17 protein-coding genes are annotated in these 16481 nt (G+C 61.4%); 6 read left to right on the top strand and 11 right to left on the bottom strand.

Annotated features, from left to right (window positions below; translation table 11 throughout):
* Positions 1 to 23: 23 nt before the first annotated feature.
* Entirely contained in the window at positions 24 to 362 is a 339-nt protein-coding gene (locus NVV77_RS06565) for an SRPBCC domain-containing protein (protein ID WP_295411674.1), read from the bottom strand.
* Positions 359 to 673 (bottom strand): helix-turn-helix transcriptional regulator, encoded by a 315-nt coding sequence (locus NVV77_RS06560; protein ID WP_035083370.1) that lies wholly within the window; start codon positions 671 to 673, stop codon positions 359 to 361. Before NVV77_RS06560 ends, NVV77_RS06565 begins: the two co-directional genes overlap by 4 nt.
* Before the next feature lie 95 nt (positions 674 to 768).
* On the opposite strand from NVV77_RS06560, the gene NVV77_RS06555 reads away from it, so the two are divergent.
* Complete coding sequence (locus NVV77_RS06555; protein WP_295411673.1) at positions 769 to 1962, top strand: aminotransferase class V-fold PLP-dependent enzyme; 1194 nt, start codon at positions 769 to 771, stop codon at positions 1960 to 1962.
* On the opposite strand, the gene NVV77_RS06550 is transcribed toward NVV77_RS06555, so the two are convergent.
* On the bottom strand, positions 1959 to 2771 hold the full coding sequence (locus NVV77_RS06550; protein WP_295411672.1) for an inositol monophosphatase: 813 nt from the start codon (positions 2769 to 2771) through the stop codon (positions 1959 to 1961). The genes NVV77_RS06555 and NVV77_RS06550 overlap by 4 nt on opposite strands.
* Positions 2772 to 2777: 6 nt before the next feature.
* Positions 2778 to 3632, bottom strand: coding sequence for a tRNA 2-thiocytidine(32) synthetase TtcA (gene ttcA / locus NVV77_RS06545; protein WP_295412260.1), 855 nt, complete (start codon positions 3630 to 3632; stop codon positions 2778 to 2780).
* A gap of 237 nt (positions 3633 to 3869) precedes the next feature.
* On the opposite strand from ttcA, the gene NVV77_RS06540 reads away from it, so the two are divergent.
* The gene (locus NVV77_RS06540) at positions 3870 to 5219 is read left to right on the top strand and encodes an SbmA/BacA-like family transporter (protein ID WP_295411671.1); all 1350 of its coding nucleotides are present in this window, start codon (positions 3870 to 3872) and stop codon (positions 5217 to 5219) included.
* Between the two features lie 180 nt (positions 5220 to 5399).
* Here NVV77_RS06540 and rpsD read toward each other — a convergent pair whose 3' ends face one another.
* The 6 genes from rpsD to NVV77_RS06510 all read right to left on the bottom strand — a co-directional run bounded on the left by rpsD (position 5400) and on the right by NVV77_RS06510 (position 11541).
* The gene (gene rpsD, locus NVV77_RS06535) at positions 5400 to 6017 is read right to left on the bottom strand and encodes a 30S ribosomal protein S4 (protein ID WP_295411670.1); all 618 of its coding nucleotides are present in this window, start codon (positions 6015 to 6017) and stop codon (positions 5400 to 5402) included.
* Positions 6018 to 6192: 175 nt separating this feature from the next.
* Positions 6193 to 7431, bottom strand: a complete 1239-nt coding sequence (locus tag NVV77_RS06530) for an MFS transporter (RefSeq protein WP_295411669.1) — start codon at positions 7429 to 7431, stop codon at positions 6193 to 6195.
* Between the two features lie 69 nt (positions 7432 to 7500).
* The gene (locus tag NVV77_RS06525) at positions 7501 to 8313 is read right to left on the bottom strand and encodes an RNA methyltransferase (RefSeq protein ID WP_295411668.1); all 813 of its coding nucleotides are present in this window, start codon (positions 8311 to 8313) and stop codon (positions 7501 to 7503) included.
* 19 nt (positions 8314 to 8332) lie between these two features.
* Positions 8333 to 9772 (bottom strand): sensor domain-containing diguanylate cyclase, encoded by a 1440-nt coding sequence (locus tag NVV77_RS06520; protein ID WP_295411667.1) that lies wholly within the window; start codon positions 9770 to 9772, stop codon positions 8333 to 8335.
* Between the two features lie 196 nt (positions 9773 to 9968).
* Positions 9969 to 10544, bottom strand: coding sequence for a GNAT family protein (locus NVV77_RS06515; protein WP_295411666.1), 576 nt, complete (start codon positions 10542 to 10544; stop codon positions 9969 to 9971).
* A gap of 268 nt (positions 10545 to 10812) precedes the next feature.
* Complete coding sequence (locus NVV77_RS06510; protein ID WP_295411665.1) at positions 10813 to 11541, bottom strand: GNAT family protein; 729 nt, start codon at positions 11539 to 11541, stop codon at positions 10813 to 10815.
* Here NVV77_RS06510 and NVV77_RS06505 point away from each other — a divergent pair.
* The 3 genes from NVV77_RS06505 to NVV77_RS06495 all read left to right on the top strand — a co-directional run bounded on the left by NVV77_RS06505 (position 11527) and on the right by NVV77_RS06495 (position 13573).
* Positions 11527 to 11910 (top strand): GFA family protein, encoded by a 384-nt coding sequence (locus tag NVV77_RS06505; protein WP_295411664.1) that lies wholly within the window; start codon positions 11527 to 11529, stop codon positions 11908 to 11910. The genes NVV77_RS06510 and NVV77_RS06505 overlap by 15 nt on opposite strands.
* Positions 11907 to 12242, top strand: a complete 336-nt coding sequence (locus tag NVV77_RS06500) for a TfoX/Sxy family protein (RefSeq protein ID WP_295411663.1) — start codon at positions 11907 to 11909, stop codon at positions 12240 to 12242. Before NVV77_RS06505 ends, NVV77_RS06500 begins: the two co-directional genes overlap by 4 nt.
* A 119-nt stretch (positions 12243 to 12361) precedes the next feature.
* Positions 12362 to 13573: an NADP-dependent isocitrate dehydrogenase gene (locus NVV77_RS06495; protein WP_295411662.1), complete on the top strand. Its 1212-nt coding sequence runs from the start codon at positions 12362 to 12364 to the stop codon at positions 13571 to 13573.
* Positions 13574 to 13642: 69 nt separating this feature from the next.
* Here the strand turns inward: NVV77_RS06495 and NVV77_RS06490 are convergent, their stop codons facing one another.
* Positions 13643 to 15325, bottom strand: a complete 1683-nt coding sequence (locus NVV77_RS06490; RefSeq protein WP_295411661.1) for a VWA domain-containing protein — start codon at positions 15323 to 15325, stop codon at positions 13643 to 13645.
* Between the two features lie 220 nt (positions 15326 to 15545).
* On the opposite strand from NVV77_RS06490, the gene NVV77_RS06485 reads away from it, so the two are divergent.
* Positions 15546 to 16481: a glycerophosphodiester phosphodiesterase family protein gene (locus tag NVV77_RS06485; protein ID WP_295412258.1), complete on the top strand. Its 936-nt coding sequence runs from the start codon at positions 15546 to 15548 to the stop codon at positions 16479 to 16481.

Raw genomic sequence — 16481 nt, 5'->3', positions numbered from 1 at the left:
TTATTCGGCGGTGCGTGCGGGCCTCAGGCGGCCAGCATCATCACCGGTTCATTGCTGTTGGCCGGCACCGGCAGTGCCATCGGCGCATGCGTCAGGCGAAACCAGGTGCCGCCATCTTCGCGCGGTGAAATCTCGAAGGTGACGAGACTCTCTTCGGGTTCCGCCGCCGCGCCCTCGCCGGGCTCGCGCCAGCGATAGGTGAGTCTCCGGTTTTCATCAGACACCACCACGGAAATCTCGGCGTCGGCCGGCGGCTGTAGCCAGCGTTCCAGATATTCGGGGACGGAAAGCGCTCGCCAGACCTTTTCGGGCGGAGCATCGAGGGCAGTTTCGAACACCAGCGTGTCGGCGTCGTCCTTCATTGATCCATCTCCCTGAGTAGGTCCTTGAGGTTGTCGATGCGGCTCGGCCAGAAATCGCGATAGCGGGCCAGCCAGCCGTGCAGAGGCGCAAAGCCGTCGGGGTCGACGCGATAATGCGCAAACCGCCCCTCGCGGCGTTCACTGATCAATCCAGCACCCTTGAGCACGGCGATGTGCTGCGACATGGCCGGCTGCGAAATGGCAAAGCCCTCACGCAGGTCGGTCGCCGTCAATTCATCGCCGGACAACCGCTCGAGAATCGCGCGGCGCGTCGGATCGGCCAGGACTTTGAAAATCTCTGCTTCGTTCATGCACACACATAAGCATAGACTTATGAGTCGTGACAAGAGGGTTGCGGGCCGCCCGGTCCACGTTAGGCTGTTGCATCTTCCCTCCGGATTCTCCCATGACTGGTCGCACCTATCTCGCCATTCCCGGCCCTTCGGTCGTTCCCGAACGCGTGCTCAATGCCATGCATCGCGCTTCGCCCAATATCTACGAGGGCGAAGTGGTGGGGATGATGGACACGCTGATGGCCGACCTCCGGCGCGTGGCGATGACGCGCCACAACGCGGCCATCTATATCGCCAATGGCCACGGCGCCTGGGAGGCGGCCAATGCCAACCTGTTCTCGCGTGGCGACAAGGCATTGCAGGTGGCGACCGGCACGTTCGGTTGGGGTTGGGCCAGCTCCGCCCAGCGCATGGGTGTGGATGTCGAAGTGCTCGACTGCGGCAAATCCGGCGCCGCTGACCCGGCGCTCGTAGCGCAGCGGCTCCGAGACGACAGAGAGCATAGCATCAAGGTGCTGATGGTCACGCATGTCGACACGGCCTCTTCGGCCAAGAACGACGTGCCTGCCATGCGCAAGGCTCTGGACGAGGCGGGTCACCCTGCCCTCCTCGCCGTCGATGCCGTCGCCAGCCTTGGCTGCGACGAACTGCGCATGGATGACTGGGGAATCGATCTGCTGGTCGGCGCCAGCCAGAAGGGCCTGATGATGCCGCCGGGGCTGGCCTTCCTCTGGTTCTCGGACAAGGCGCGGCAGCGCTGCGCCAATGGCGATCTCAAGACGCCCTATTGGGACTGGGAGCCGCGTACGGTCGGCGCCGAGTTCTGGCTGTATTTCGGCGGCACCGCTCCGACGCACCACCTCTTTGGCATGCGCGAAGCGCTGACGATGATTCTCGATGAGGAAGGCCTCGAAAAGGTCTGGGCACGCCATGCGCGCCTTGCCCGCTCGGTCTGGACCGCCATGGACGCCTGGAGTGCCGACAATGCCGATATCGGGCTCAACATCGCGTTGCCGAGCGCCCGCGGCCATTCAGTGACGGCCGCACGGCTCGCCAATGGCGGCGCCAAGCGGTTGCGGACATGGCTGGAGACGGAGGCCGGCGTAACGCTTGGCGTCGGCCTCGGCATGGCCAGATCGGACGAACCCGCCTATGGCGACTTCTTCCGCATCGGCCATATGGGACATGTGAATGCCCATATGGTCCTGGGTGTACTTGCAAGCATCGAGGCCGGTTTGACGGCGCTCGACATTCCGCATGGCGCCGGGGCTGTAGAAGCTGCGGCTAAGGCTTTCGGAAGCGCCTAGACGGCAAAAATCTCGCGCCGCAGCTCGTCCCAGTTCTCCTTGCTCGGCGCTACAAGCAGGCCGCCATCAATGTGGCTGGCCTTGTATTCCGAGCCGTCGAAGCGGGCGACATGGGCGCCGGCTTCGCGCATCATCAGCGCTCCGGCGACATGGTCCCAGGGCATGAGCTTGTTGTACATCAGGAAATGCGCGTGGCCGCCTGCGGCCATGCGGTATTCGTGGCCGGCGCAGCGGTAATTGGCGAACATTTTTACCTTGGCCAGATTGCTCAGAACCTGGCTGCGCACCTCTGGCGGCAGATAGGAAACCGAGGCCAGGCCACCCATTTCAGCAAGCGCAGTCGGCTCGGCGAATTTCTGGCGCACGCGACGTCCGTCGGGGAAAACGTGCCACGTGCCGCAGCCGCGCTCGGTCATCAGGAAATCGTCGCCCATCGGGTCGTAGATGACTCCTGCGACGGTCTCGCCATTCTCGACCACCGCAGCCATAACGGCGAAGAGCGGCAAGCCAGACGCGAAATTGTAAGTGCCGTCGACCGGGTCGACGTAGATCACGGTGCGGTCTTCAAAGTGCCCGCTGAGCAGGTTGGGATTGGCGGAGACGGCTTCCTCGCCGATCACCACGGTATTGGGCGAATGCGCATTGATCGCGGCAGTGATGGCCCGTTCGGCGCTTTCGTCGGCTTCGGTCACAAGGTCGAAGGCATTGGCCTTGGAGCGGACCATGCCATCGTCGAGCCGGCGGAAGCGCGGCATGATTTCGTCCTTGGCGGCCTGACGGAGAATGGCGGCCAAGCGTTCGATATTCATGCGTCTCTAGTCCTTCTGGTTGAGGGTCAGACCCGCGAAATCGAAAAGCTTCGGGTCGAGCATATGGCTGGGATTGATGTTGCCTAGCGCGCGGATCATGACGTCCTTGCGACCGGGCATGCGTTTTTCGATATCGGTCAGCATGGCCTTCATCGCATTGCGCTCAAGCCCCTCCTGTGAGCCGCAGAGGTCGCAGGGAATGATCGGGAACTGCATGGCGTCCGAAAACTTCTGCAGGTCTTCCTCGGCGCAATAGATCAGCGGCCGCAAGACGGCGAGATCGCCTTCGTCATTGACGAGCTTTGCCGGCATGGCCGCGAGCTTGCCGCCATGGAACATGTTCATGAAGAAGGTTTCGAGGCTGTCGTCGCGATGATGGCCGAGCACCAGCGCCGTGCAGCCCTCTTCGCGGGCGATGCGATAGAGATTGCCGCGGCGCAGGCGCGAGCAGAGCGAACAATAGGTCGCGCCGGCCGGCAGCTTGTCGGTCACGATGGAATAGGTGTCCTGATATTCGATGCGGTGCTCGATCCCCAGCCCTTCGAGGAATTCGGGAAGGATATGCTTGGGGAAATTCGGCTGGCCCTGATCGAGATTGCAGGCGAGCAGTTCGACCGGCAGCAGGCCGCGCCATTTCAAATCTAGCAGCAAGGCCAGGAGGCCGTAGCTGTCCTTGCCGCCGGAAAGGGCAATCAGCCACTTCTCGCCTGGGCGCACCATGGCGAATTTTTCCAGCGCCTCGCGTGTATTGCGGATCAGGCGCTTGCGCAGCTTGTTGAACTCAACCGAGCGCGGCGCATTCGCATAAATCGGGTGCGCGCCGGATTCGCTGTCATCGGCCGGCGTGGCGGGGGCTTCCATCACCGCGGTCATGGCGAAAACTTTCTCTGAAATCTTTACGTAGCTGATAGCGCCTCAAGACGCAGAGGGGAAGCGAAAGCGAGTGGGGCAAACCTTACCAAACCTTAACTTCCCGTCCTTGTTTTACGCCTATTGCCACAGTTAGATGACACATCCTCCTGACACCCTGGAGTCTCCCGGTGTTCCGCTCTTTTTTTCCCAGTTCCCAAGATATTCTTCTCGTCGGCGATCATATGGATGCTGCTGACGACGCTGATTTTCCAGTTCGCCGGCGAACCCGTGCGCAACGTCATCAGCATCGACCGCTTCCTGTCGCCAACGATCTGTTCGCCCGACCAGGTGCCAGCGGCTGAAACGCCGGTTGCTCCAGCGCCAGATGCCCTGCCCGTGCCGGAAGGCGGTCCGCAGGCGACCGATCCCAACGCGCCTGCTCCAGTCACCCAGCAAGCCGCTGCACCGGCGGCGACCGCAACTGCCGTGGCCAACTGCGTTGTCGAGGACACCAATTTCCTCAATGGCGCACGCATATGGGAATACTGGTACATCCTGCTTTGCACCGCGGTCTTCTGTGCCTTCTGGTACTTTTACAAGCGGAACCAATGGTATTGGTGGAGTGTCGTCGGCAGCTCGGTTCTATTCCTCGCCACCTATAGCCAGGTGCAGCTCAGCGCCTTCGTGAACGACTGGCAGGGCAATTTCTTCAACGTGTTGCAACGGGCCCTGAACGAGCCGGGAGCGGTCAGCCCTGAGGAATATTGGCCCTATGTGATCACGATGATGGCGGTGCTGCTGCCAAACATCATCTTCCTCGTCATCCTCGCCTTCTTCAACTCGCACTACGTTTTCCGTTGGCGCAAGGCGATGACGTCCTACTACATGGAGTATTGGCCCCGCCTGCGCGAGACCGAAGGCGCTGCCCAGCGCGTGCAGGAAGATACGATGCGCTTTGCGTCCATCGTCGAAGACCTCGGCACCAGCTTCCTCGGCTCACTGCTGACGCTCGTCGTGTTCCTGCCCATTCTCTGGACTCTCAGCCAGTCGGTGACGGAAATCCCGATGATCGGTGCTGTGCCTGGCAGCCTTGTCTGGGTGGCACTTGTCGTTGCCGCTTTCGGTACTGCGCTTCTCTGGGGTGTCGGCATCAAGTTGCCGGGGCTCAACTTCGAGAACCAGAAGGTTGAAGCGGCACTTCGCAAGGAACTCGTTTATGGCGAGGACCACGGCGACCGTGCCGACCCGCCGGCATTCCGGGAACTCTTCGCCAATGTGCAGAGAAACTATTTCCGGCTCTACTTCCACTACACCTACTTCAACCTGGCGCGTTACGCCTACCTGCAGGTGGCCGGCTATGTGCCGCTACTAACGCTCTCACCCTCGATTCTGGCCGGCACGATTACGCTCGGCGTCTATCAGCAGGTGCAGAATGCGTTTGGTGAAGTGGCTGGCTCCTTCCAGTTCTTCGCCCGCGCCTGGACGACCATTATCGAGCTGCAGTCGATCCATATGCGTCTGAAGCTGTTCGAGAGCTACATTCCGCAGGACCAGGAACCGATCAAGGAAGAGCTGAGCAGCGCCGCGACGATCTAGTCGCGAGCGGCCTGCTAACCGATATCGTCACCACCGGGCTTGTCCCGGTGGTCCCAGCGGAGGCGAGATGGATTGCCGGGACAAGCCCGGCAATGACGACGGTTGGGGGGCTGGTGTGTAAGCCCCAAAACAAAAAAGGCCGCCCCGAGGGGCGGCCTTTCAGTTTCAAACTCGTTTCGCTTAGCGCGAGTAGAATTCGACGACGAGGTTCGGTTCCATCTGGACCGGGTACGGCACGTCCGACAGAGCGGGCACGCGGGCGAAAGTGGCAACCAGCTTGTTGTGGTCGACTTCCACGTAATCCGGCACATCGCGTTCGGCGAGCTGGACGGCTTCGAGAACGACGGTGAGCTGCTTGGAGCGTTCACGCACTTCGATCTTGTCGCCGACCTTGACCTGGTAGGACGGAATGTTCACGCGCTTGCCGTTGACGAGAACGTGGCCGTGGGACACGAACTGACGGGCGGCGAAGACGGTGGCAACGAACTTTGCACGGTAGACGATGGCGTCCAGGCGGCTTTCGAGCAGACCGATCAGGTTTTCGCCAGTGTCGCCCTTACGGCGGTTGGCTTCGTCATAAAGACGACGGAAACCCTTTTCGGTGATCGAGCCATAATAGCCCTTCAGCTTCTGCTTGGCGCGCAGCTGCAGACCGTAGTCCGAAAGCTTGCCCTTACGACGCTGACCGTGCTGGCCGGGGCCATAGGCACGTGCGTTGAGAGGGGACTTCGGACGGCCCCAGATGTTTTCGCCAAGACGGCGGTCAATCTTGTACTTTACAGAATGACGCTTCGACATCGCGTATCCCTTTCTTTGTTAGAATGGATCGCGCCCTCCTTTGCCCTTGTCGCCAAGAGCCGACAGATTCCTAAAAATTCAGGAGATCCCGGGTGCGCCTATAGACCCGAAGGCCGGATAGGTGGGCGCTTGATAGTGTCCAAGTGCCATCAAGTCAAGCCAAAGGCCCGGTTTTCTAGGCCATTCGCTTGTCGATATGCCGCTGTTCGCGCAGCTGCGGGAAGATGCGGCTCCAGACGACTGCAACGATCATCGCGCCGAAGCCGCCGATGACCACTGCGGGCACCGGACCAAGCAGATGCGCCACTGTGCCGGCGCGGAATTCGCCCAGTTCGTTCGAGGCGCCGATGAACACCGAATTGACCGCATTGACGCGGCCGCGGACCTCTTCGGGCGTCCAAAGCTGCATGATGGTTTCGCGGATGGTGACGCTGACCATGTCCGAGGCGCCAACCAGCGCAAGGGCGGGAATGGACAGCCAGACAGTCGTCGAAAAACCGAAAATCACCGTGAAGGCGCCGAACAGGCCGACGAACAGAAACAGGATCTTGCCGGCGTGGTCGCGCACCGGGAAGCGGGTCAGGTAGAGTGCCATGAGAATGGCGCCAATGCCCGGCGCAGCGCGCAGCAGCCCGAGTTCAACCGGGCCGGCATGCAGGATGTCCTTGGTATAGACCGGCAGCAGCGCCACGGCCCCTCCCATCAGCACCGCGAACATATCGAGTGAGATGGCGCCAAGGACGACCTTGTTCGAGAAGATATAGCGGAAGCCGCCAAAGATGGTTTCAAGGCTCGTCGCCTGATGCGACTCGCGCTGTACGGGCTTGGGGATCAACAGCACCGTCACGACAGCGCAGAGCAGTAGCACCGCGCCGGTGCCAAAGGCAAAGGTCGGCGAGATGCCATAGAGCAGGCCACCGGCCGCCGGCCCCGTGATCGAGGCAAACTGCCAGGCAGAGGCATTGACGGTAATGGCGTTGGAGAGAGCCTGGGGTGGCACCAGATTGGGCGCCAGCGACTGCGCGGCCGGCCCCCAGAAGGCGCGGGCCGTACCGAGGAAGATCAGCACAACGAAAATCGGCCAGACCTCATGCGCTTCGGCATTGACCAGCGTCAGGAACGCCAGTGCACAGATCAGCTCGACCGAAAGGCAGATCGCCATGATGCCGCGGCGATTGAAGCGATCCGCCGTCAGCCCCGTGACCAGGATCAGCAGCAGCGCCGGCAGGAACAGGCAGAGCCCCACCAGCCCCAGCAGGAAGGCGTTGCCGGTAACGTCATAAATCTGCCAGGCGATGGACACCGACATGATCTGGACCGCAAAGCTCACCAGCAGCGTGGTGAGCCAGAAAAAGCGGAAACCGATATAGGTGAAGGCGAGTTTCGACGGCTCTGTGGGCTGGGGCGTGCTCATGATGCCCCGGCATGACACTTTGCCGCAGCAAGGTCAAAGGCGGAATCGTACCGAACGGTTCGCCAGGGCTTATTCCGTAGCTGGTTTGTCGGTTGCGGGCTTCTGCCGATTGGGATTCGGCCGCTGGTGGCGCCGGTCGATGGACGAGATGACCCCGCGCAGCGTCCGGATTTCCTGGCTGGTGAACCGGCCACGGGTCAGAGCTGTGCGCAGGTTGTTGACCATGCTGGGGCGCTTGTCGGGCGTGGTGAAAAAGCCGGTCTGGTCCAGCACGCCTTCGAGGTGTTCGAAGAGCCCAGTGAGTTCCTCTCGCGGCGCTGCCTCATCGAGCCCCTCGCTGAACGGCAAGGCCGTTCCGGCCCCGCCGTGCCGGCGCCATTCATAGGACATCAGCAACACGGCCTGAGCGATGTTGAGCGAGGCAAAGGCCGGCTCGACCGGCAGCGTGACGATGGCGTCGGACATGGCGACCTCGTCATTGAGGAGGCCCCAGCGCTCGCGCCCGAACAGGAGACCAGCGCCCTGCCCTGCGGCAATATGCTGGGCCATCTTGATGGAGGCTTCCTCGGGGCCCAGCACTTCCTTCTGCATATCGCGCGACCTGGCGGTCGTTGCATAGACGAGCTTGAGATCGGCAATCGCCTCTTCGAGCGTTTCGAAGACGCGAACCCGTTCCAGCACGTGATCGGCGCGCGAGGCGGCGGCTACGGCCTTCTCATTGGGCCAGCCATCGCGAGGGCGCACGAGGCGCAGATCCCAAAGGCCGAAATTGGCCATGGCGCGCGCGGTAGTACCGATGTTTTCGCCAAGTTGCGGCTCACACAGGATGATCGCAGGGCATGCCCCGAGAGTAGGTTCCAGCGATCGATCCGTACCGGCCATGTGCTTGTCTCTTCTTGCGTCAGGCGGGCATTTCGACAAACTCCACCCGATTGCGGCCCGCATGTTTGGCCTCATACATGGTCTGATCTGCGAACGAAAGCATTTCGGACATTGGCACCAGAGCCATCGGCGAGGTGGCCACGCCGATGCTGACGGTCAGCTCGAGGACTTCGCCACCAGGCAATGCTGTCTGCATGCGCTCGACCTGACGGCGCAGCCTGTTGGCCACGGCCTGCGCTTCCTGCGAGCCCGCGCCGGGCAACAGCAGCGAAAACTCTTCGCCGCCCAGCCGGCCGAACATGTCACCGTTGCGGATCGAGGCACGCACCACCGCAGAAAGCGAGACCAGCGCCAGGTCGCCGGCCGCATGCCCAAAGGCGTCGTTCACGCGCTTGAAGTGGTCGACATCGAACAGAATGACGGAAACCGGCTGCCGTGCATCCCTGAGCCTTGCGAGCACATTCTCGGCCTCGCGCAGGAAGGTACCGCGATTGAGAGCATCGGTGAGGCTGTCGTAAGTTGCAGCACGCTCTATTTCGGCAAACTGTCGACGGCGGTCCGCAGTGGCACTGGCGACCAGCACCGGCCCCAGAGCGATCATCGCGACGCCGAGTTGAACGGCGGCAATCAGTTCATCGCTGAGCCCATTCGCCCCGAGACCATAAACGCCGAGTTTGACGGCAAACATTGTTGCGCCGGAGTAGAGGAGCACCAGGAAACAGGTGAGCGGCAGGGGCACGACGAGCGCGCACCAGATCAGGGCCGGCACCGGGAAGACGATGGCAATGGGGTTTAGGATCAGAATCCCGAACCCTGCGCTCGCCAAAAGCGCGATGGCCGGCGGCACCACTGGATGACGCAGCAGCGCGTTCCAGCCCCTGAAGCGGGGACGCGGCAAGGGCCAGGGTAATGCCAGGATGCCCGGTAACAATACCAGATAGTTCATCAGCTCCGACGAAAACCAGGTGCGCCAGCCGTCGAAGTAGTCGCCATCGCCCACGCTGACCCAAGCGGGGCCACCCGCCACGCCGGCGACAGCCGCAGCGACGATCGCGCTGCCAATGAATGAAAGGACAGCCCGCACGCGCGTCAGGTCGCGGTCCTGCGTCTCCAGCGAACAGAAGACGAAAGCAAAGGCCACGGCACCGATCATGTTTGCCGCGGTCATTTGCAGCCCCAGCCAGGCGGGGTCACCGGCAACAAAGCCGGCTGCCTGATAGCCGAGCAGCGCTCCAACCAGAACCAACAGCCTGTTCGATTGCCGTGCGCGAACGAGCAGCCCCGCCAGGATTGAATTCGCCGGCCAGAACATGGCCAGGAACTCCACGGGACGCGAATAGACGCCAGCAAGGGCGGCGGCGCAAATAACTATGGCAACAAGGAAAACCAGCCGCACCCGATTGGTGCCGATGGTTTGAGGCGAGCCGCCCACTGAGGGCGTCGTTGGTAGTGAGAACATGAGGGGCCTACTGACGCGTTTAACGTGAGCCGTCCTGCCTGTGCCTGGCCCCCTCGAACCATGCATTTGAAGAAAAACGTCTCATCGTCAGTAGATCAACCAAACCTCTGGCATGCATCACAAATGCAGGCCAGCCATGCAATTTCTCCCTATGGCGGGCTGATCAGAACACGATAATCATTACGCGCGCGTGAGGTCAGGCCACCCGATCACGCAGCGGCAGCGGATGCACCTTGGAAGTAGCCTGCCATTCGCGGTCGAGAATGGCGAAGTGCAATTCTTCGTCCCATTCCCCCTGGAACAGGGCATGCTCGCGATAATGCGCCTCGAGCCGCATGCCGAGTTTTTGCATCAGCTTTGCCGAGTGATGATTGCGCCCGTCGCAGCGCACGAAGACACGATGAATACCGTAATGTCCAAAGGCAAGATCGAGCATTGCCGTCAGCGCTTCGGTGAGAAAGCCGCCGCCTGCATAGGCGGGATCAATGGCGAAAAGCAGTTCGCCCTGCCCGGCCGTGGCATCTGACCAATGCAGCGACACATGCCCAAGCACCGCCTTGTCGCCCTTGCGCTGCATGGCGAGCGTCAGCGTATCGCCAGGACGCTGCAGGCAGACCTGGCCGCGCATGATTTCGACAGCGGCGGCGACATCTTCCTGATATCGCGTGGGTCGAACGAGATAGCGCTGCACCGCGGGCAGCATGTGATAGCGGCCGACAAGCGCGACATCAGCGCGCTCGAAATGCCGCAGTTCCAGACGGTCTGTAGCCAAAGGAAATTGCAGTCCAGTCATGATGGTCAACGCCCCTCGGTAAAGCTGTTTGAACACTCTCCGCAGACAACGGCACGCCGGGTTGGAAGTTCCTGCTATCCTTCGTGAAATTTGTACTTCAAAAGCGACGGAACAAGCAGCTTCGCGCGTCCGCCAATGGGCAGGACTCGGGCGCTACTAACTCGTTTTTGCGCATGTCATTGGTCCCGAAACCGACACCCACTTTCGGGAGGCATGCTTGGGGGAAAACGCGATAATCGACTACGGCTCAACCGCCGGTACGCCATTCGCGACGAAGCACAGCATAGACGAATTCCTCGTCCCATCCACCCTTGAACAGCGCGTGCTCGCGAAAATGTGCCTCGCGTCGCATGCCCAACCGTTCCATCAGGCGCCACGAGGACGCGTTGCGCGCGTCGCAGCGGGCAAAAATGCGATGCAGATCAGCGCCTTGAAAGCCGAGGTCGAGAAGCGCGCTGGCTGCCTCCGTCGCATAACCCCGTCCGTGATGATCCGGATGAAAAATCCAGCCGATTTCGCCCTGCCTCGCGTCTTCTGACCGCCAGATCAGCGACAATTCACCGATCAGGGTATCAGACTCACTCAGTACTGCCGCGAGGACAATTTTGTCGCCCTCAGCGGACCAGCTGGTCTGCAAGATGCGCTGCTGCACGGCCAGCGCGCATTCTTCGCGACTGAGGGCAGTATCGAAAAGATAGAGCGCCACATCCTCGCGGCCGCGATAGTCCAGAACGGCATCGACATCGCCGCGCGTGAACGGACGAAGTGTCAGGCGTTGCGTGATGATCGGCAGGTCGGGATAAAATCCCATGAGGCTCCCCGTTTTGGCGCGGAAGTTTCTTCGACCACGGGCCTTCTGGCAAGACTTGCGGCGCCGCGGGTCCCATGCGAGCCTCCTGACATGACCAGCCAAGCCAACACCGAACTCAACCAGAGCGGCCGCTGCGACTGTGGAGCCATCGTGCTTCATGTCCATGGACGCGTCGTGTCCATGTTCCACTGCTCCTGCGAAAACTGTCAGCGGACCAGTGGCGCCGGCCATTCCTCGGTTGCCCTGTTCCACACCGAGGCCCTTCGCATCGTCGGCGCGACCAAGGCGTTCTCCCGCCCGGCCGAGTCGGGCGCCACCTTCACACGTCATTTCTGCCCCGAATGCGGCACGACCGTTTTTGCGCAAAGCTCCCGCGCACCGGCCCTGCGCATCGTTCCAGTGGGCGTTTTTGCCGGCGACAACGCCTGGTTCAAGCCCAATCAGCTGATCTTTTCCCGCAGCTACCAGAACTGGGATCTGGTGGCCGACCACCTGCCCTGGCACGAAACCTATCGGCGGGACGGCGATCAATGAGCATGGCGACCGACGAACTGGCCGAACGCATCCGGGCCCTGTTGCCGGCCCCCGTTCATTGCCTTGAGAAGAAAATGTTCGGCGGCATCGCCTTCATGCATCAGGGCAATATGCTCGTCGCGCCACTCAAGGACGGCAGCATGCTGGCGCGCGTCGGCAAGGACGGAATGGAAGACGCCCTCGCCCTGCCCGGCGCTTCGATCATGGATATGGGCGGCCGCAGCATGGGCGGTTTCGTGGTGGTTTCGGGGGATGCGATCGAGGACGACGACGACCTGAGCCGATGGCTGCAGCGCTGCCTGCGCTTCGTCCAAACTCTGCCGCAAAAATAGAGGCACCAAGCGGGCATGCCCCCTTGCCCGACCTGTCTTTGCGCTTTTCGTGTGTGATGCTATAGGGGCAACCGAAACCGGCCGAGGGGCCAAACCAAGGATTCTTAGGGAGTTATCCGATGAGCAAGATCAAAGTCGCCAATCCGGTGGTGGACCTCGACGGCGATGAAATGACCCGCATCATCTGGCAGGCGATCAAGGACAAGCTGATCCATCCCTACCTCGATCTCGACATCAAGTATTACGACCTGTCGATCCAGAACCGCGACGCCACCAACGACCAGGTGACCGTGGATTCGGCCAATGCCATCCGCGAATATGGCGTCGGCATCAAGTGCGCCACCATCACCCCCGATGAGCAGCGCGTCGAAGAATTCGGCCTCAAGAAGATGTGGAAGTCGCCCAACGGCACCATCCGCAACATCCTCGGCGGCGTGATCTTCCGCGAACCCATCATCTGCAAGAACGTGCCGCGCCTCGTTCCCGGCTGGACCCAGCCGATCATCGTCGGCCGTCACGCCTTTGGCGACCAGTACCGCGCCACCGACTTCACCTTCCCCGGCAAGGGCAAGCTGACCATCAAGTTCGCCGGTGAAGACGGCACGATCATCGAGCACGAAGTATTCCAGGCCCCGGGCGCTGGTGTTGCCATGGCCATGTACAACCTCGACGACTCGATCCGCGACTTCGCCTATTCGAGCTTCAACTACGGTCTCGCCCGCGGCGTGCCGGTGTACCTGTCGACCAAGAACACCATTCTCAAGGCCTATGACGGCCGCTTCAAGGATATCTTCCAGGAGATCTACGAGAAGGAATTCAAGGAACAGTTCGAAGCCAAGAAGATCTGGTACGAACACCGCCTGATCGACGACATGGTCGCTTCGGCCCTCAAGTGGTCCGGTGGCTATGTCTGGGCTTGCAAGAACTATGACGGGGACGTGCAGTCCGACATCGTGGCCCAGGGCTTTGGCTCGCTCGGCCTGATGACCTCGGTTCTGGCGACGCCCGATGGCAAGATCGTCGAAGCCGAAGCTGCCCACGGCACCGTGACCCGTCACTACCGCCAGCACCAGCAGGGCAAGGAAACCTCGACCAACTCGACCGCCTCGATCTTCGCCTGGACCCGTGGCCTCGCACACCGCGCCAAGCTCGACGACAATGCCGAACTGGCCAAGTTCGCTGCGACCCTCGAAAAGGTCACCGTCGACACGATCGAAGAAGGCAAGATGACCAAGGATCTTTCCCTGCTCGTCGGTCCGGATCAGCCGTGGCTCTCGACGCTCGGCTTCCTCGATGCCATCGACCAGAACCTGCAGAAGGCCATGGCATAAGCCACGCTGTTCTCTGAATGAAAAGGCCGGGTCTTGCGACCCGGCCTTTTTGTTTGTCCTGCGAGTGGCTTACTTCTTCTTGCCGCCCTCGGCGGCGGCTTCGATGGTCAGCTCGAACCGTTCGCCCGCCTTGATCGTCACCGGCGTTTCGCTTTCGACATCGTCCTTGCGGCTGAAGACGACATAGTCGCCGGCCGCCAGAGTGGTCTGGAAATTCGGGCCATAGCCATAGTCGAAGGATTTGCGGTTGCCCGCGATATCCTTGGTGGAACTGAAGATTTCGACATATTCGTCGGTCGGAGTCGTCACCGACAGAACACCGGCATCGAGCGAGACCGGCACGTCGGTGCGTTCCGCAGATGCAACGCTGAACGGAACCTGCCCGCTCGCCCCGCCAAGGCGATAGTCCATGACATAGTCGCCAGCCGGCAGTTCGTAGTCCTGCTCGCCATTGTAGCCATAGGCCACCGACTTGCGCGTGCCATCCAACGCCACCTTGGCCTCGAAAATCTCCATGAAGATGTCGTCTTCGACCTTGGCGCCCGGCGCATACTCGGTGGTGAAGAAGACAAGACCCGTGCCGAGGACGACGTCCTCCTCCACGGTCTCGCCAGCCTTGGGCGTGTAGCTGCGGCTGACCTGAGCCTCGCCAATGGTCACGACGGCTTCGAGCGAACCGGCAGGAACGACGATATCCACATCGCCATATTCATAGGCGAGATATTCGCCGTTGAGCTTGATCTCGGTGGAAGCATCATCGGACACTTCGGCACCCTCGCTCGACCTCGGATGAAGCTTCAGGATCGCGGCATTCAGCACGAAATGCGGCTTGGCGATCTTGCCATCCTGAATGGTGATCGGCTGGGTTGCCGAGGCCGAACCAATCTCGACCTTGAGGATGTATTCGCCGGGCTCCAGCGTGCCTTCGAAGCGGGAATAGTAGTCGGTGCCGACATATTCGCCCTCGCCGCCTTCGGCATTCGGCTTGTACCAGCTCCAGACAATGTCATAGGTCTCATCGACCAGATCCGGCCCGCCTTCGGCAAAGGAGACGGTCGGCTTGAGATTGTAGGCGGCAACCGGTTCAGGCTCAGGTGCAGGCTCCGGCGCCGGTGGTGCAACTTCAACCACTTGCGCCACAGCCTTCGTCAAAGCATCGACAAGCGCGGTCCCATCGGCAGCAGACAGATACTGCCCACCGGTATTCTCGGCGAGGCAGGCCACCTGCTGGCCGTCCTCGTCGGACAGGCCAAAACCGAGCACATGCGTTGTAAAATCAATGCCCTGCCCTTCAAGCTCGGTCGCCAGCTGGCACGGGTCAACCTCACAGGTTTCAAGGCCATCGGTGATCAGGATGACGGTCGCTTTCTCCTCAGTGAACCGCAGGTTTTCGGCGGCGAGGCGCACGGCATCGGAAATCGGGGTCATGCCCTTGGGATTGATCCCTTCCGCTGCCTCTGCGATCGCGGCGCCCGTGCCGACTGCCGGCTCGACCAGCATTTCGATATCGCCGCAATTGCCTTTTTCGCGATGACCATAGGTCATGAAGCCGAGTTCGAGATCGTCAGGCAGGTCGGCCAACACGGCAGACAGGGTTTCGCGCGCAATGGTGATGCGCGCCTTGCCATCGATCTGCGCCCACATCGAGCCCGACCCATCAAGCACGATGACGGCGCGTTCCGCGGCCACGGCCGGCACGGCAAGGCCGATGGCCGCCACGGCGCCCAAGGCAAATTTCTTCCAGAACTGCATAGTGATAGCCCTCCAACAACGCAGCCCATGGGCCGCCCGAATTCAGCTAGCCTTCTCGCGCCTGAAGCAGGAATGAACGCGACGTTCATGCCGCCTTGCCCCGGCGTAGGGCGCAATCTTGCCAGACTTTGCCGCTCTCGTGCATCACAGTGTGGGGGAAAGATTCGTGAGAAAACGTTGGCTGCTATTGCCTGCCGTGCTGTTGATCGGCGGGGTCTATATGTTCAACGCCAGTTGGCGTGTGCCCATGCCCGAGGGTGACGGGATCAAGCTGATCGCCCATCGCGGCGTGCACCAGACCTATCATCGCGAAGGGCTTGAAAACGACACCTGCACCGCAGAGCGCATCGATCCGCCGCGTCATGATTACCTCGAAAATACAATAGCTTCGATGGAAGTGGCCTTCACGGCCGGCGCCGATATCGTCGAATTGGACGTGCACCCGACCACCGACGGTCAGTTCGCCGTGATGCATGACTGGACTGTCGACTGTCGGACCGAAGGCACGGGTGAAACGCGCAACCACAGCATGGCCGACCTGAAGGCGCTCGACATCGGCTATGGCTATACCGCGGATAACGGAGCGAGCCATCCATTCCGCGGCAAATTTGCAGGTCAAATGCCTGAACTAAAAGAGGTATTTGCAGCCCTGCCCGGCCAGGAATTCCTCGTGAATTTCAAGAGCCGCGAAGCGCGCGAGGGCGATATGCTCGCCGATCTCCTCACCCAATACCCAGAATGGCGGCCCGCCGTCTGGGGTGCCTATGGCGGTGACGAACCAACGTACCGCGCCGCCGACCTGATCGACGGCCTGCATGTCTGGTCACGCCGCGGCCTCGTCGACTGTTTGCTGCAGTACGAACTCCTCGGCTGGGCCGGCGTGATGCCAGAGGTCTGCAGGAGCACGCAGGTGATGATCCCAATCAACGTCGCGCCTTTCCTGTGGGGCTGGCCCAATCTCCTCCTCACCCGGCTCAAGAATGCCGGCAGCGAGGTCATTCTGCTCGGCCCCTATGGCGTGGGCGATCCCGGAACGGCCGGCATCGACGATATCGAGACGCTGGAACATGTGCCGGAGAATTTCCCGGGCTATGTCTGGACCAATCGCATTGAAGTCATCGGCCCGGCGCTCGGCCGCGGAAACTGGGCGGATTAG

The sequence above is a fragment of the Devosia sp. genome (assembly GCF_024707125.1).
In the GTDB taxonomy this organism is placed as follows: domain Bacteria; phylum Pseudomonadota; class Alphaproteobacteria; order Rhizobiales; family Devosiaceae; genus Devosia.
This window is presented reverse-complemented; position numbering and strand designations above follow the sequence as displayed.

Coding starts and splice junctions, on each gene's coding strand:
- NVV77_RS06500 (WP_295411663.1), top strand. CDS start 11,907: ATGAGCATGGCGACCGACGAACTGGCCGAACGCATCCGGGCCCTGTTG.
- NVV77_RS06560 (WP_035083370.1), bottom strand. CDS start 673: ATGAACGAAGCAGAGATTTTCAAAGTCCTGGCCGATCCGACGCGCCGC.
- ttcA (WP_295412260.1), bottom strand. CDS start 3,632: ATGGAAGCCCCCGCCACGCCGGCCGATGACAGCGAATCCGGCGCGCAC.
- NVV77_RS06490 (WP_295411661.1), bottom strand. CDS start 15,325: ATGCAGTTCTGGAAGAAATTTGCCTTGGGCGCCGTGGCGGCCATCGGC.
- NVV77_RS06565 (WP_295411674.1), bottom strand. CDS start 362: ATGAAGGACGACGCCGACACGCTGGTGTTCGAAACTGCCCTCGATGCT.
- NVV77_RS06550 (WP_295411672.1), bottom strand. CDS start 2,771: ATGAATATCGAACGCTTGGCCGCCATTCTCCGTCAGGCCGCCAAGGAC.
- NVV77_RS06555 (WP_295411673.1), top strand. CDS start 769: ATGACTGGTCGCACCTATCTCGCCATTCCCGGCCCTTCGGTCGTTCCC.
- rpsD (WP_295411670.1), bottom strand. CDS start 6,017: ATGTCGAAGCGTCATTCTGTAAAGTACAAGATTGACCGCCGTCTTGGC.
- NVV77_RS06510 (WP_295411665.1), bottom strand. CDS start 11,541: ATGGACATGAAGCACGATGGCTCCACAGTCGCAGCGGCCGCTCTGGTT.
- NVV77_RS06525 (WP_295411668.1), bottom strand. CDS start 8,313: ATGGCCGGTACGGATCGATCGCTGGAACCTACTCTCGGGGCATGCCCT.
- NVV77_RS06495 (WP_295411662.1), top strand. CDS start 12,362: ATGAGCAAGATCAAAGTCGCCAATCCGGTGGTGGACCTCGACGGCGAT.
- NVV77_RS06530 (WP_295411669.1), bottom strand. CDS start 7,431: ATGAGCACGCCCCAGCCCACAGAGCCGTCGAAACTCGCCTTCACCTAT.
- NVV77_RS06485 (WP_295412258.1), top strand. CDS start 15,546: ATGTTCAACGCCAGTTGGCGTGTGCCCATGCCCGAGGGTGACGGGATC.
- NVV77_RS06520 (WP_295411667.1), bottom strand. CDS start 9,772: ATGTTCTCACTACCAACGACGCCCTCAGTGGGCGGCTCGCCTCAAACC.
- NVV77_RS06540 (WP_295411671.1), top strand. CDS start 3,870: ATGCTGCTGACGACGCTGATTTTCCAGTTCGCCGGCGAACCCGTGCGC.